Here is a 15,375-nt window from a genome sequence, read left to right on the forward strand (position 1 = left end):
CAAGAAGATGAAAAAATACACCATACCCTGTTGCGGCCTCCTGCTGCCCTTCCTGATCCTGTTGCTTCCCGGCTGCGGGGATTACCTGGACGTGAAGCCGGACAGCGCGCTGATCGTGCCCCAAAACCTGCAGGATTACCAGGCCCTGCTTGACAATGACTTTTACATCATGAACCAGGAGCCGGCCCTCGGCTTTATGGGTGCTGATAACTATTACCTCTCTGACGATGACTGGGCCTCGCTCTTCACCGATACGGAGCGAAACACCTACATCTGGGCGGAAGAGATCTTCGACAGCTGGCTGCCCCAGGACTGGAGCCTGCCCTATGAGCAGGTGTTTTACGCCAATGTGGTGCTGGAGGGCCTGGAAGAACTGACTGTAAGCCAAGCGGAGCGGGCGGAATGGGAAGGGCTGAAGGGCAGCGCCCTTTTTTACCGCAGCTATGCCTTTTATGCCCTTAGCCAGCACTTTGCCCCTCCCTATGACCCGAATGGAGCGGCGGACACCCCAGGCATTCCCCTGCGGCTCCGTTCGGAGCTGGAGGCGCCCGTGAGCCGGGCCAGCCTGCAGGAGACCTACGCAGAAATCATCCGTTCAGGGGAGGCTGCAGCTGCCCTGCTGCCAGAGCACAGCACCTACCCGACCCGCCCAGATAAGGCGGCGGCCTGGGCACTGCTGGCCCGCGTGGCGCTCATCATGGGAGCGTGGGAATCGGCCGAAGACTATGCAAGCCGGAGCCTGGGCCTCCGGGACCAGCTGCTGGACTACAACAGCCTGGACACAGCGGCTGCCCTGCCTTTTGCGCTTTTTCATGAGGAGGTGCTCTTCCATAGCGTGCTGCTGCCTTACAACCTGTCTTCCTCCCGGGCGCGGGTAGAAGGGAACCTCTACGACAGCTATGCCCAGGAGGACCTGCGCAGGCAGCTCTTTTTTACCGAAGAAGAGGATGTACTGCGCTTCCGGGGCCATTACTCGGGGCAGGGAAACCTCCTGTTCGGGGGCCTGGCCACCGACGAGGTCTACCTGATCCGGGCTGAAAGCCGTGCCCGCCTGGGCAATGTAGCTGGTGCCATGGAAGACCTGAACCGCCTGCTGCGTACCCGCTGGCAGGCGGGTAGCTTTGTACCCTATACCGCGGCCAGTGCTGCCGAAGCACTGGATCTGGTGCTGGCGGAACGGCGCAAGGAGCTGCTCTTTCGCGGCCTGCGCTGGAGCGACCTGCGTCGCCTGCAGGGAACGCCCCACGAGAAAACCTTGGTACGCGAGCTGATGGGTGAAACCTATATGCTGCCGCCCCATAGTCCCCGCTGGGTGTACCCGATCCCGCAGCAGGAAATTGACATCAGCGGCATCGCCCAGAACCCCCGCTAGTATCTGTTCATCTAATTACCCCAAAGACTATGAAATACACACACGTACTATTGATACTCCTCCTGCTGCTGCTGATACGTACACCCGCTGCCGCCCAGACAGAAGGGGGGCTTACCCCTCTGAAAAGGGGCGATACACTGCCGGCCATCACCCTGGCGGGGGTGATCAACCACCCTACGGGCAGCCTGAACCTGGCGGATTACCGCGGCCGCTGGCTGATCCTGGACTTCTGGGCGACCTGGTGCGCTCCCTGCATCGGCATGTTTCCAAAAACAGATTCCCTGGAGCGCCTCTTTGAAGGCCAGCTGGCCTTCCTGCCGGTGACTTACCAGGACGAAGCTGCTGTAAAAACAGCTTTCGAAAAGCGGAAGCTGCTGCAGGGCCTTAGCCCTGCCATCGTTACCGCAGACAATACCCTGCGCTACCTATTCCCGCATCAGCAGCTTCCTCATTATGTTTGGGTAGATCCGCAGGGGGTGGTGCAGGCCATCACGGGGCTGGATGAAGTAAATGCCGGTCACATACAGGCCGTGCTGGGGGAAAGCGGTGCTGCGAAGGTGCTGCGTCAAAAGGAGGATAGCTTTCTCGACTTCGGCCGCTATGACCGTCTGGTAGCCCTTAACCCCATGCTGCCCCAGGAGGAGCTCCGCTACAGCTCGGTGCTGACAGGTTACGTTGAAGGGCTGGATGGCTTCTATGCCTGGGAGCCTGCCACTGCTGAAAAAGGGGGGCGCATCATCATGACGAACCATTCGCTGCTGGGGCTTTACCGCAAGGTCCACAGCACGGCAACAGAATATTACGGCCTGAACCGGGTGGTCTATGAAGTTAGGGACCGGAATGCCCTGGAGCACCTCGACCGGGAGCAATCCTACAAGGACTGGCTGAAGGCAGGCAACGGCTACTGCTATGAACTGCAGGTAGGCCCGCAGCTGGCCGGGCAGGAGTGGGCGCTGGCCCGGCAGGAGCTGGACCGCCTCTTTCCCCAATACAGCGCGCGGGTGGAAGTGCGCAAACACCCGGTGATTGCGCTGGTGCGTACGGGGAAGGGGAAATCCTTCAGCAGCCGGGGCGGTCAGTCCCGTGCACAGACCGGCCCCTACGGCTTGCGCCTGCAGAATGTGCCCTTCAATGTGCTGCTCATGCGCCTGAACACCATCTACCTGCAGGAAACAGAAGCGCCTCTGGTAGACCTGACGGGCTACGAGGGCGGGGTGGATCTGGAGCTTGCCGGTGACCTCTCTGACCTGGAAGCGGTGCGCAAAGCCCTGCAGCCCTATGGCCTCGACCTGGTGGAGAAGAAAGCAAAGGTAAAAGTGCTGGTAATCCGGGACAGGTCGGCCGGTAATTAACATAACAGCGATATGAAATCTTTATTTGTTATGCTGGGCCTGCTACTGGCAGGGCTGTCGGGCACAGCCCAGGTGCTGAAGCCTGCCGAATGGCGCTATTATCCTGCAAAGAGCGTAGTGGAGCAGGGGGAGGAGGTCGATCTTTTTCTGGAGGCCAGTCTGGAGGAAGGCTGGCAGCTCTATGCTACGGATATGGATCCCGAACTGGGGCCCCTTCCCGCAGCAGTTACATTTGTGTCAGATCCGGATTATGCCCTTGTAGGGGAAGTGGAGTCGGTGCGACCCAGCCGCCGTTTTGATTCGCTGTGGGAAGGAGAGGTAAGCTATTTTGAGGGAAAGAGCCTGTTCCGCCAGCGTGTCCGGATTCTGGGGAAAGATCCACGCATCAGGGGCACCCTTACCTATCAGCTCTGCAGTAAAGAGAATGGCCGCTGCGTAATGGGCGAGGAGGAGTTCCGCTTCTCTTCGCTGCAGGTAACGCAAGCAACTCCCAGGCCCCGGTTGCAGGAGGAGCGGGAGATGGAGCAGATTCCTGCCGGTGAACCGGCACGGGGAGCGGGAGCCGATGCAACACCCGTGGCACCGGCGACAGATAGTAGCGGGCAGAAAGTGTCGACATCGGCAGCAGTGGACACGCCTGCTGTTCCACATCAGGGAGGGAGCGTTGGCTACCCTGCGGATACCTCTCCGATCAGTAAGGGAATAACCAATGGAATGAGCCTCTGGGGTTTTGCCCTGCTGGCCTTCGTAGCAGGGCTGGCAGCCCTGCTCACCCCCTGTGTATTTCCCATCATTCCGCTAACAGTGGCCTACTTCAGCTTTCAGGAGCCTCGGGCAAGCACCGGATCAGGGAGTGTCCACTCGGGGAGTCTCCACTCCGGGAGTCTGCGGCGTAAAGCCGTCAGCAGGGCGCTGCTATACGGCCTGTCGGTGGTGCTGATCTATACAGGGGTCGGCACGGGGCTGGCCTGGCTGAACGGGCCGGCATTCGCTAACTTCCTAAGTACCCACTGGCTGCCCAACCTGCTTTTCTTTGGGATTTTTACGCTCTTTGCCCTGTCCTTCCTTGGCATGTTTGAGATTCGCCTACCTCTTTCCTGGATCAACAGGGCAGACCGGCAGGCAGACAAAGGAGGGTTGCCGGGTATTTTCTTTATGGCCCTCACGCTGGTACTGGTTTCTTTTTCCTGCACCGGCCCTATGGTGGGTTCCCTGCTGGTGGCCTCGGCCGGAGGGGCGGTGCTGCTGCCCCTGGTGGGCATGGCTGCCTTTGGACTGGCATTCGCCCTGCCTTTTACCCTGCTGGCGCTCTTTCCGGAAGGGCTCAAAAAGCTGCCAGGCTCGGGGGCATGGCTTCATACGGTCAAGGTGGTGCTGGGTTTCCTGGAGCTGGCCCTGGGCCTGAAATTCCTAAGCGTGGCCGACCAGGTCTACGGCTGGGGCCTGCTGGACCGGCCCCTCTACCTGTCCCTCTGGATTGCCATCTTCTCCGCCATGGGGCTATACCTGCTGGGCAAGCTCCCGCTGGCGCAGGAAAGCGGTACTGCTCCGGGGGTACCTGACCGGCCGGGAGTGCTTCGCCTGTTGCTGGCGATAGGGGTGTTTGCCTTTGTGCTGTACCTGCTGCCGGGCCTGTTCGGTGCACCACTGGCACCGCTGGCAGGCTACCTGCCACCCCATAAACAAACTGCCAACTGGAGTAGTGGGTGGGGCGGGACGGACAGCAGTGAAGCCCCGCCGGCGGCTGGAATGTGTGAACCTCCCCGTGGGGGTGAGCGGCTTAGCTGGCCGCACGGACTGCAGGGTTACTTTGAACTGGAGCAGGCCCTGGCCTGTGCCCGGGAGCAGGGCAAGCCGCTCTTCATTACTTTTACGGGACACGGCTGCGTTAACTGCCGGGAAATGGAAGCCCGGGTGTGGAGCGATCCGCGGGTACTGGAGCGCCTCCGGAAAGATTATGTGCTGCTGGCCCTCTATGTGGATGATAAGACCGAGCTGCCTGAAACCCGCTGGTACCGCTCCACTTTTGACGGACGGATCAAAAAGAGCATCGGCATGCAGAATGCCGACTACCAGGTGCGCCGCTTTGGCGCCAATGCCCAACCCTTTTATGCGGTTCTGGACCCGGAAACTGGAAACTCACTGCTGGCACCGACGGCTTATGACCTGTCTGTGCCCCGGTTCCTGGAGTTTTTGGAGCAGGGCACCGCAGCCTGGCAGAAGGTGCGGCAGGAAGTTAATTCCAGTCGGAAACAGGCTTTATCTGCTGTTTTTGCCGAACAGAGTACAGCCTATTGAAAACTATTTTTCAACAATTTGTTTAACCTTCTAAACCAACATGATACGCATGCTGGAACAAAATACAAAGATCACTTCCGGGAATCGACATGTTCTTCTGCGAAACTTCCGCTACCTGATCGGAAATACTCCTATGCTGGAGCTGCATTATCGCTACAGGGGCCAGCCGGGGCGGATCTACGTTAAGTGTGAATATTATAACCTAAGCGGGAGCATCAAGGATCGTATGGCCCTCCACATCCTGCAGCAGGCCTATGAGCAGGAGCTGATCCAGCCCGGCGACACGATTGTGGAGGCCACCAGCGGCAATACCGGCATTGCCTTTGCGGCTCTGGGCAGAGCACTGGGACACCCCGTGCGCATCCTCATGCCCAACTGGCTTACCCGGGAGCGGGCCGAGCTGATGCAGAGCATGGGCGCGGAAGTAAGCCTGGTCAGCCGGGAGGAGGGGGGCTTTATCCGCAGCATTCAGCTGGCCGGGGAAATGGCTGTTGAAGATCCGCATGTTTTTCTGCCGCGTCAGTTTGAAAACAGGCTGAATTGTGAAGCCCATGAACAAACAACAGGTCCCGAAATCTGGGAGCAGCTGCAGCTTCTCGGAAAAACACCGGATGCTTTCGTGGCAGGTGTTGGCACCGGGGGCACCATCATGGGGGTGGGAACTTACCTGCGCAGCCAGAATCCGCAGGTCCGCCTGCATCCGCTGGAGCCGGCCCAGTCACCCACCCTCTCTACCGGCTGTAAGGTAGGCATGCACCGTATTCAGGGAATTTCTGATGATTTCATCCCGCCCATCCTGCAGCTGCATAAACTGGACACCATCGTACAGGCCCATGACAGTGATGCGATCCGCATGGCCCAAAAGCTGGCCCATCAGCTGGGACTGGGGGTCGGTTTTTCCTCAGGCGCCAATGTGATCGGTGCCATCCACCTGCAGCAGGAGCTGGGGCGGGAATCAACGGTGGTAACGGTACTGCCAGACTGCAATAAGAAATACCTTAGCTCTGACCTGCTCTGGGTGCAGCCGCTAAAAAAGGAGTTTGTAAGCCCCTATGTAGAGTTTGAGCGCTACAGGCCGGTTGCCAGACTTAACAGACAGTAAGCCCTGGGCCAACTGCTGCTGACAGGTGCGCTGCAGCGCTGCAGAGCACCTACATCTGATGCCGGGAATGATGTGCTGATTACACCAGCCTTTCTTTAAAGAAGTCTATGGTGCGCTTCCAGGCCAGTGCTGCAGCTGCTTCGTCATAACGTGGGGTTGTATTATTATGAAAGCCATGGTTGGTGCCTGGGTACAGATAAGCGATAAATGTTTTATTGTGCTCTTGTAAGGCTTTTTCATAGGCTGGCCAACCTTCGTTCACACAGGTATCATGCTCTGCATATGTGATACTGGCCCTTTTGGAGTGTCAGGTTCAGGATCAATTTCTTTTTTTGTCAAGAAGCCCCTCGGGCCCTCACGTGCGAACCCAAGCACAGAAAAAAGCACGGAAGCAAGGGCTCCCGTGCCATTGGGCCACTCTCCTGTGCTGTAAACAAAGGAGAGGTCAGGGTACTGTATTAATCGGTAAAGCGACCTTCCCTGGAATAGGTCATTTGCTGTCCGGGGACATCATTCTGAAACTGGGCCACGCAAATGCTGGAGGCGGATTCGCAGCGGTACTGCACTCCCTCCTCCAGCTCAATCCAGGTGCCACCCTGGTTGGCAAACAGGGTTTTGTTTGGATCGGGATTTTGTGCCTCAAAGGCAAACGCTCCCAGGGAGGCGGTGGCGAGGGCCATCACGGCCAGGTAATTTTTAAACTTGTTCATGATATGGCGGATTTTTAACACTCAAAAGGCCGCAAACGTCTTGTGAATTAAACATATGCCTACTCTTTTCAGGGTTTTCAGCATCCCCCTCTGCCTGCCGGGGCAGGACTTTCGCGCGCGATATTTTATGCTTTACGGAGCGTCGTGTTGGGCCTAAGGGTGGTGTAGAACCCGTACAGAGACAGGGCCCAGAATAGGAGATTAACCCCCAGGTGCTGCTCCCATGAGAGTTGCTCCAGCATGCCTCCGCAGGAGCAGGGTACATAATCGAAGTACCCTAACAGGATGAGGCATACATAGCTGGTGAAGCTTGTCATTAATCCGGTAGCCAGGGCAAAGCCCCACTTCTGAAGGGGCGGATAGAGCAGTAGTCCTGCGGTCAGCAGCTCTGCCAGCGGGAGTAGCCACACCAGCTGATGGCTGAAGGCCTCCGGCAGCGGCTGGTTCAGCATGGCCCTCCGGAATGCTTCCGGTGCCAGCAGCTTGCTTAGGGCCGTATAGGCAAAGAGCATGATCAGGGGGAGGGACAGGTACAAGAGGCGGTCTTTTGTTTTCATAGTTGGGATAGGGGAAGAAGCGCCCCGCCTTCTATGGTACAGGACGCCCTTCAATATGATAGACCCGAATCAATGGATGATCCCTACCACCGCCTGTAAAGAAAAATGTTCTTTGTTTTAAGAAGCCTGAGCTGGCATTTTTCCAGATATCTGCTGCTATACTAGCAGCACTAATGCTCCCATGTGAAAGAGTTTCTTCATTTTCTTATTGGCAAACTGGCTTACCCTAGTTTTGCCTCTGATGCTCGTACCTGAAGAATGCGGCGTCGGCCGTCCGATCAAAGGGAGATACACCTGCATAGCAGCGGACGCCGCGCGGGCAAATTTTCTAGGACAGCTAAACAGCTTAAACTCATTGCGGGGCCGCCCGGCGGTGGTAGTAATAATCTCCCAGAAAATCACAGCGCGGCTGGGGCAGCCCCGCTGCCGCTTCACCTACGCCATCTACAGAAGTGACTAAAGCAAATAAATTATTCAGCTGCTCATCTTTCTTAATCAGGCTCCTAATCTTTTTCTCTATCTCTGTAATTTGATTTTTCAGAGCCTCAACAGGTTTTTTATTCAGCTTCTCCAACTCTTTGAGAAGTTTCTTGTTCTGAAAGCCAGCCAATTCACCTAAAGGTACCTTTAGTGCATTCTTAGCATTGAGAAGCCTTTTCCTCAATGAAACGAGCTCTTTGATCTCCAGCAACACCTCTCGCTCTGGTAACCAGAGCTGGGCTTTGTCAGCGTAGCGGAAGGCATATTCACTGATTCTGATGGCATCTACTCTATCATTATTTCCTCTTTGCAAGCCTATGGATCGCAATGCCCTGCTGTTGCAGAGCCTGATCTAAAAGATCAGAATCATAGGCTTTAACACCGATAAGCCGCACTGGCAGTTCCTCAATAAAACGCTCCTCTATCACATTATCCAAAGTTTTACCTCGTGGGGAGATGCTGATTGGATTGAGACAGATAACACAGTACCACCAGTGTCCCCGGGAGGCCCGCTGTGACTACAAGGGTGGCCCGCCTTGATCTTGGTCATCTTCCCTCATTTATTCTGCGCGTCCCGATCCAGGCGACCCTGTCTCACCAACAGAAAAAGAATTGCATTACTCGAAAAATCATAGTTCAAGACATCAAAATCACATATAAAACCGTCTAAAAGGGTATATTGCAGGATAATCTTTTTGCCTCTTTTTTGAAAATAAACTCAAAAAAATGGATGAAAGTACTTCAAGTCCCAAGAAAAAAATCAGTATTGAATTATTGCTTGGTATTTCTGCCGTATTCTTAAGTACGTCGGCATTAATAGTCTCTATTATCCAGACTAACATATTAAGGGAACAACAATATGCTTCGGTTTGGCCCCATTTGGAGACGCTAGCCAGCTCTAAAACTGGGCACTACGATTATGGTATTGAAAACAAAGGTGTGGGCCCAGCTATTATTAAAGACTTTGAATACATCTATAAAGGTTCAGTATATAACAATACCAATGAGCTTTTTTTAGCAATTTTTGGAAGAAATACCAGAGGAGCTGGTTTTAGCAGTACAAAAAAAGATTACGTCTTCAAACCTGGTGAATCCATTTCTTTATTTTCCGTTAATCTTCCTGATTCACTGATCAATGAAATTATCTACCGTTGGCAAAGTGATTCGGTTCAGCTTAAAATCACCTATTCGGATGTTTATGGTAACTGCTGGAAACTAGAGGGGGATGTTACAACCCGTCTTTCATCATGTCCTGATTAGATCGATCACCACTTAACACTTTTCCATGTTTAAGACAGTTCACCAGACAATTCTCTTTCTTTTGTTGGCAAGCAGCCTGGTTTATTCTCAAGCTTCTGATAAGTATTATCTACTAAAAGCCGAGCAATTCTATGATTCAGAAAAAAATGCATTTGTGAAAAATCAGGAAGTATTGATAAAAAACAATCTGGTCATTGAAGTTGGAAATCAGCTCACCCTCCCGCCTAATACGGTGGTGCTTGATTTTGGCAATGCCACCATTACTCCTGGGCTGATAGACGCCCACTCGCATATTTTATTAGAGCAAAAAATAGATGAACCTCTTGCCGTGGATGCGATGCTGGTTTCTTCAGAAACCAGAGTTTTAAGAGCTGCCAAATTTGCCAAAAGCTATCTGAAAGCAGGTTTTACTACCATTAGGGATGTTGGAAATTCGGGACAATACCTCGATCTGGAGGTAAGAAACGCCATCGATAAGGGATACATTTTGGGACCCCGCATGCTGGTATCAGGACCAATTATAGGTTCAATGGATGGACAGATCGACGGTATTCCCCTGGCTGATTTTGAGCGGATTTCCCGTCAGGAGTATAGTATGATCAGCGGCGTGGAAGAGGCAAAAAAAGCAGTTAGAGAACATATTGCAAGGGGAGTGGACGTAATTAAAATTCTGGCAATTGGAAACAGATTGGTGCTAAGCCTGGATGAAATGAAAGCCATTGTAGAAACGGCCCATAGTGAACGTGTAAAAGTCACGGCCCATTGTGACCGGGATTGGGCGGCTCAAAATGCAATAGAAGCTGGCGTGGATGGAATAGAACATGCATATGGGTTCAAAAAGGCAACCCTTGAAAAAATGGCCGGTAAGGGAATCTATGTAGTTCCTACTTATGGTTCAACCGAAACCATTAGACAGTACTTTGAACTTCAAAAACAATCCTATACGGATGAGGATTTGGAAAATTCTGCGTCTAGTTGGAAAAAATGGATCAAAGAACTGAAAGCAGCTGGAGTATCCATTGTTGCTGGTTCTGATGCATACTTTGATTTAAAAGCTTCACGAGGTGATGTTGCCAAACAAACGATCTGGGGTTATGCTGATTCCGGACTGTCGCCTGAAGAGGTTTTGCAAACGGCCACTATCAATGCGGCAATCGCATTGGATATGAGGGACAAAATTGGTGTGATAAAACAAAATGCGTTTGCCGATATCGTTGTTTTTGAAGGAGATATGAAAAAAAACATTAAGAAATCACTGTTTAGCGTAAAGATGGTGATGAAAAATGGAGAAATTCATTTGATGGAGTAATGATTCCTTATCCCTGAAAACATGCTGTGTATTGGATTAATATGGCTTATACAGGCTACGAAAAAGGGTAATGTCACGGTTTGAGTGCTTTGTTATAATGGAAAAGGAAGAGTTTTGGATAAAGGAAGTGCATAAGATCGGGCTTTGAGAATGAGATAGTTTTTCTTACATATCTTGTGAGGGTATGAAAGAGGCAGATTCCAAGAGCGGACGCCGCCTTTAGCTTTGGGAGGTAGTACAAAACCAAGATAGGCAGTAGTATCTTTAAAACATACCGGCTCAGACGGTCCAGATTGGCACTCACCAGTAATGCTTGATTCTTTTTTGCATGGGCAATGGCTTTCTTCAGTTATGGTCTGGTGTTGTTCTTTCCTGATTCTATATCAGTAAATTCTGAAAGGATATTCCCTTCCCTACAAAATTGTTCGACTGTTCTTTTTTAGGCTTCAAGTCCAAGACTGGACTGTCCCTGTTCTGGGTCGACACCCGATAATAGGCAACGTACTTTTTCATCTTAGGCTAAAAGTAGCAAAATTCTAGAGCTGTTACAATCCTTGAACGTCGCTGCAAGTTATGTACCACCAGTACACAGGCGCACATTCCTCTCCGCTAGGTCCCAATGAAGACGTCAAAAAAGTAAGGTCTCCCTAAAGAAATCCCTCCTGACTTTTTTGCCGCTCCTCCGCAGCGGCGGACCGCATTGCCTTTAGTCCCGGGGTGTACATGGAGAGGCTGCCACAATAAATCAATGTTCTACTTAAATGATTTAATCATGGCACTCTTGACAAAAGAAATCGAAGCAAAGCTACAGGAGCAGTTCAGCTATATAGCGAGCTGGAAGCGCAGAACATCATCTGCAGGGTCTACAATGCCTTTGAACCAGGATGCTGATACCTCATCAACCAGGATCCCGAGGATAAAGACTACCTCTGGTGCATCGCCAGCTTTGATGGCAAGCTTTGGGAGATAGGCTCTGTGCTGAAATCAGAACTGGAAAGCATAGAGATCGAAGGAGTACCGCTCATCGTCCGGGACCGGCACTTCCGGGAAATCAATGCCGCAGCAGCATTCGAGAAACTTTACCACGAAGGGCACCTTTAAGGTGCTCTTCTTTTTTAGCCTTAACACTTAAAGCAATGGAAACAACAGAAGACTTTCCAATCAGGGGTTGTTACAGCTTCCGCATATGGCTGTGGTCCTGGCCGGTAGGGGTAACCTACACAGGGCTGCCAGGAGAGGGGGCGCTTTCTTTTATCAGGGCAACCTATGCCAAGGTGATGTTTGAGTTCAAAGGTGTGGCTGTCAGTGAGCACAGCTACAGATGTTACAGCTGTGCTGCTGACCAGCTGGAAAGAAACGTCTGCTATACGGCTAAAAAGCTGGCCTGGAACTTTCACCTGGACATGCAGAAGAAGTATCCTTACTTGTTCCGCAGCAGCATTGAGCTGCCTCCTTATTAGAAGTGGGAGCTTTACAGATCCCCTTTTTATATAGATGCTTCTACAATGGTCACCTTCAAAAGAAGAAGGGTAGTAGCACGTCCCTTTTAACAAGCTCCTTTGAAATAACCCCTCTCCGCTACCCACCGCTCCAGCCAAACGCCAGCCCCTGCGTTCCATGCTTCCACTCCGGGGCAGTCGTTCCGCCTTCACTCCTGCAGCCGCCAACCTGTCAGCCCCGCAAAGGCGCCCCGCCATCCAAAGCTAACATGTTCGCGGCGCTACCTGCCACCTAACCAGCCTCTTCTTCATTTTGCAAGCAGGCATCGAACCTTAAGCAAAATGGATAGCTTTTCGCAGGCGTCACTGCCAGGAGAAACAGAACATTTATCTATCGTAGCTGCAAGTTATGTACCCGCCGGGACACAGGCGCACTGCCCTCCCCGCAAGGCCCCAATGAAGACCGAAAAAAATCTCCACCCTCCGGGTCGTATTTTTTTCGGCTCCTCATTGCCTTTAGTCCCGGCGGGTACATGGAAACGCTGCTATAACAAATAAATGTTCCATCTAACCTTTTACAATCATGGCACACAATCTTGCACAAAACCCCAAAACAGGAGCAGCAGCCTTCTTCACCGTACGCGAAAAAGCCTGGCACCGCCTCGGCCTGGTGCTGGAAGACTGCCCCACCTCCGCTGATGCTATTGTCTATGCAGGCCTGGACTATCGGGTAGAGAAGACCTCCCTGCAGGCCTTCACCCTTCCCTTTATGCCCCACCCGGTTCCCCTCAATGACAACTGGCCTTATGCCACTGTCAAAGACCGCTACGCCACCGTTCGTACCGATACAGGAGATCCCCTGGGTGTAGTAGGCAAGAACTACCAGGTGGTGCAGAACAGGGAGGCCTTTGGCTTCTTTGATTCCATCGTCGGAGAGGGCGCAGCCATCTACGAAACAGCCGGTGCACTGGGCAGGGGAGAGGTTATCTTTATTTCGGCCAAAATACCTTCCCACATTAGGGTCCGCTGCAACGGCAAAGAAGATGCCGTAGAGCAGTACCTGCTGCTGATGAACTCCCACAACGGAGGCTCTGCCATCCGCATCCTCTTCACACCCGTCAGGGTAGTGTGCAACAACACCCTGAATATGGCCCTGCACAGCAAAGAAGGGGTATCCGTCCGCCACACTTCCAGGGTAGGAGATGGGCTGAAAAGAGCTGCCCGCCTGCTGGGCCTCATCCATAGGGAGTACAGCGGAACAGGGGAGGCTTACCAGCAGCTGGCGAAGACTAAAATCACAGACAAAATCCTGCGCCACTACATCGAGGTGCTCTTCCCTGCCAAACAGGAGAACGAAGAAGTCTCCGCCCGTATGGCAAAGATGCGCGACCAGATCTTCGACTATACCCAGACCGGAGCAGGACAACAGGAGATCCGGGGCACGGCCTGGTGGGCCTATAACGGCATCACCGGCTACTTTCAGAACGTGCGCCCCTTCGGTAGCTATGAAAAGCTCTTCAAAAGCAACCTGCTGGGATTAGGACATGCCCTGATGCAAAAGGCACTGCAGCAGGCACTGCAGCTTGAATGATCAAAGGGGGTATTCCCCCTTTTTTATAGATGCGGTGGTAATGAGGAATTCACAAGGAAAGAAATTGCTGGTGTCTCACTCCCGCCCACCGGCCATGTGGAGAAAGCCTGTTCATTGCGTTCGTTCCTCCCTGCATTCACACGCTTTCTCCACCGCACGCAAGCGTAGCACAGTTTTTCGTTCCGCTGCGCTGCTCTCCTCTCCAAACCGCACTACCCTTGCCCTGCCTCCCCGCAGCCAGGCCGCCTGATGGAGCAAGGGCTGCAAGCAAAGCGGGATACAGGATTGTTATTAATTCGCAGAAAACCATAGGTTTATGGGTGGAGACAATATTGCCTTTAATATCGACACCCACCCTTAAGAAAGCTTGCAGATACAGAAATTTGTCTACCCTGGTGTCTACATCTGTAGGTGAGAGAAAGGATACAGAAGTTTAGGAATGCAGCTAAAAAGCTAAATTAGGTCTGATGCAGCTTTTCCGCTTCTGTGATACAATACTAATACTTTAGAAGAAATGGAAATATCCCGGAAATTTTCAGCTTACATCTATCGTTATGATGATGTAAGGATGTTATTAGCTGTGGATGTGGTGGTTAACTTAAGGGTCCATTTCCCGTAAAGAATATAAGCCGGGGAAGGTTTCCTTAAGTTGTCATTCCTTTCCTATATTTACGTACCTTTTGTCCAAAGCAGACCATGAGAATAATTGATAAATATAAAAAATTACAGGATGATCGCTTCGTGGTAGCGATGATCTCGGAATCTGTCTATGGTACCATGGTCTTAGAGGATCAAAAAGTCCCTATGGCAAAGGTTAAAGAAATTGTTCAGAAGACGCATAAACGCAAAAAGCGAGCACGCTTAGAGTTGGCGTAGTTGTCGCTTAATAATATTTTCAAGAGGCTGATAATCATGGTTGTCAGCCTTTTTTACTGCCTGTATGTATTCTTCCCTTGAAGTGCCTTCCCGGTGATAAATCTGCACAGCCTCATACCCGTGCATATATGCAATCAAGTTAGTCACCAATCGAGCTGTTCTGCCATTGCCGTTATTAAAAGGATGAATCGCTAGTATCCTGTGGTGGGCGTAGGCTAATGCATACACCAGGTCATTTTCATTTTTTATGCTATTGATGAGGTACTGTAGCTGATCACTGAATTCAGCCATCAAGTTTGGGATCTTGCTGTAAGGAGGAGGCGTAAAGCTACCCACAGTGACATCAACAAATCTTAATTTTCCGGCCCATTCGTACAGGTGGCCAAAGGCTGTTTTATGAATTTCTAAAATCAGGTAGGTATCTATCTTGGTGTCAGTATCATAATGAAGCAGGCTTTCTTCTGCTTCAGCGACTCCCTGGGCTTCAGCAAGATTAATGGCTTCCGTTGTGTTGAGTCCAAGTAAATTCTCCTCAATGTTACTCCCTGTTGTAGTATGGTCTCTTTCCAAGGTTATCAGCTAGCTTGTGTTGGTTCTATATTAGCAAAAAGCCTGGAATTACCGGGCTACTTTGTTAAGACTTTTTGGGTGATATGATAGGGTAAAATTCGGGTGTAAAATACCTGTGGCAACAGCGTTGAAAAAAAGAGCAAGAAAGCATTTGAAAAGAGGGTGTCGACAGCCTTCTCGGGCCTGTGGTGGCTGATATTAGTGTGAGGGTGTCGACAACTGCACTTCCAAGGCCCCTGGCATCTACAAATGTGTATCCTTCCAAGTGTCTATATCTACTTATTAGCATGGAAATAGCCTGAAAAGTGTTGAATGACACGAATAAGGGTGCTTTGATGGCTTCATGCAGAAGTATAGTAGTCCTGCTGGCTGTACCAGTACAGCTACGCAATGGCGAAAGAGATTCTTTGAAGGGATGGAATTGGCCCTTTTCGATGTTAGTCATCAGTTTTATCGCTG

At 51.8% G+C, this 15,375-nt stretch carries 15 protein-coding genes and 1 pseudogene; 10 read left to right on the forward strand and 6 right to left on the reverse strand.

All coding sequences use genetic code 11. The features are described from left to right. The first annotated feature begins 7 nt into the window (after positions 1 to 7). Genes KWJ01_RS03545 through KWJ01_RS03560 form a run of 4 tightly spaced genes read left to right on the forward strand, consistent with a single transcriptional unit; the run spans position 8 to position 6,124 of the window. On the forward strand, positions 8 to 1,372 hold the full coding sequence (locus tag KWJ01_RS03545; protein WP_224995045.1) for a RagB/SusD family nutrient uptake outer membrane protein: 1,365 nt from the start codon (positions 8 to 10) through the stop codon (positions 1,370 to 1,372). A gap of 29 nt (positions 1,373 to 1,401) precedes the next feature. Beyond that, positions 1,402 to 2,724, forward strand: coding sequence for a TlpA disulfide reductase family protein (locus KWJ01_RS03550; protein WP_224995046.1), 1,323 nt, complete (start codon positions 1,402 to 1,404; stop codon positions 2,722 to 2,724). Positions 2,725 to 2,736: 12 nt separating this feature from the next. Further along, positions 2,737 to 5,022 carry a cytochrome c biogenesis protein CcdA gene (locus KWJ01_RS03555; protein WP_224995047.1) on the forward strand — a complete coding sequence of 762 codons (2,286 nt, stop codon included), beginning with the start codon at positions 2,737 to 2,739 and terminating at the stop codon, positions 5,020 to 5,022. A 40-nt stretch (positions 5,023 to 5,062) separates the two neighbouring features. Further along, a complete protein-coding gene (locus KWJ01_RS03560; protein ID WP_224995048.1) occupies positions 5,063 to 6,124 on the forward strand; it encodes a PLP-dependent cysteine synthase family protein in 1,062 nt (353 codons plus the stop codon). A 79-nt stretch (positions 6,125 to 6,203) separates the two neighbouring features. Here the strand turns inward: KWJ01_RS03560 and KWJ01_RS03565 are convergent. The 5 genes and pseudogenes from KWJ01_RS03565 to KWJ01_RS03580 form a co-directional block, all read right to left on the reverse strand. Beyond that, a pseudogene (locus KWJ01_RS03565) lies at positions 6,204 to 6,407 on the reverse strand (dienelactone hydrolase family protein); the annotation flags it as partial. Between the two features lie 175 nt (positions 6,408 to 6,582). Next, complete coding sequence (locus tag KWJ01_RS03570; RefSeq protein WP_224995049.1) at positions 6,583 to 6,834, reverse strand: DUF6520 family protein; 252 nt, start codon at positions 6,832 to 6,834, stop codon at positions 6,583 to 6,585. A 125-nt stretch (positions 6,835 to 6,959) separates the two neighbouring features. After that, the gene (locus KWJ01_RS03575) at positions 6,960 to 7,391 is read right to left on the reverse strand and encodes a MauE/DoxX family redox-associated membrane protein (protein ID WP_224995050.1); all 432 of its coding nucleotides are present in this window, start codon (positions 7,389 to 7,391) and stop codon (positions 6,960 to 6,962) included. Positions 7,392 to 7,547: 156 nt separating this feature from the next. Further along, positions 7,548 to 7,691, reverse strand: a complete 144-nt coding sequence (locus tag KWJ01_RS28250; protein ID WP_370634645.1) for a transposase — start codon at positions 7,689 to 7,691, stop codon at positions 7,548 to 7,550. Between the two features lie 52 nt (positions 7,692 to 7,743). Beyond that, complete coding sequence (locus tag KWJ01_RS03580) at positions 7,744 to 8,082, reverse strand: hypothetical protein (protein WP_224995055.1); 339 nt, start codon at positions 8,080 to 8,082, stop codon at positions 7,744 to 7,746. Between the two features lie 515 nt (positions 8,083 to 8,597). Here KWJ01_RS03580 and KWJ01_RS03585 point away from each other — a divergent pair. The 6 genes from KWJ01_RS03585 (at position 8,598) to KWJ01_RS03605 (ending at position 13,720) form a co-directional block, all read left to right on the forward strand. Continuing rightward, positions 8,598 to 9,131, forward strand: a complete 534-nt coding sequence (locus tag KWJ01_RS03585) for a hypothetical protein (protein WP_224995056.1) — start codon at positions 8,598 to 8,600, stop codon at positions 9,129 to 9,131. A gap of 25 nt (positions 9,132 to 9,156) precedes the next feature. Next, complete coding sequence (locus KWJ01_RS03590; protein ID WP_224995057.1) at positions 9,157 to 10,440, forward strand: amidohydrolase family protein; 1,284 nt, start codon at positions 9,157 to 9,159, stop codon at positions 10,438 to 10,440. A 975-nt stretch (positions 10,441 to 11,415) separates the two neighbouring features. Further along, on the forward strand, positions 11,416 to 11,541 hold the full coding sequence (locus KWJ01_RS27915; protein ID WP_255651017.1) for a hypothetical protein: 126 nt from the start codon (positions 11,416 to 11,418) through the stop codon (positions 11,539 to 11,541). A gap of 35 nt (positions 11,542 to 11,576) precedes the next feature. Further along, complete coding sequence (locus tag KWJ01_RS03595) at positions 11,577 to 11,900, forward strand: hypothetical protein (protein ID WP_224995058.1); 324 nt, start codon at positions 11,577 to 11,579, stop codon at positions 11,898 to 11,900. Positions 11,901 to 12,462: 562 nt separating this feature from the next. Then, positions 12,463 to 13,470: a DUF932 domain-containing protein gene (locus tag KWJ01_RS03600; RefSeq protein WP_224995059.1), complete on the forward strand. Its 1,008-nt coding sequence runs from the start codon at positions 12,463 to 12,465 to the stop codon at positions 13,468 to 13,470. A 40-nt stretch (positions 13,471 to 13,510) separates the two neighbouring features. Continuing rightward, a complete protein-coding gene (locus KWJ01_RS03605) occupies positions 13,511 to 13,720 on the forward strand; it encodes a hypothetical protein (protein WP_224995060.1) in 210 nt (69 codons plus the stop codon). Between the two features lie 611 nt (positions 13,721 to 14,331). On the opposite strand, the gene KWJ01_RS03610 is transcribed toward KWJ01_RS03605, so the two are convergent. After that, a complete protein-coding gene (locus KWJ01_RS03610) occupies positions 14,332 to 14,916 on the reverse strand; it encodes a Fic family protein (protein WP_224995061.1) in 585 nt (194 codons plus the stop codon). Positions 14,917 to 15,375 lie beyond the last annotated feature (459 nt).

Source organism: Cesiribacter sp. SM1, assembly GCF_020178975.1.
Classification (GTDB): domain Bacteria; phylum Bacteroidota; class Bacteroidia; order Cytophagales; family Cyclobacteriaceae; genus Cesiribacter.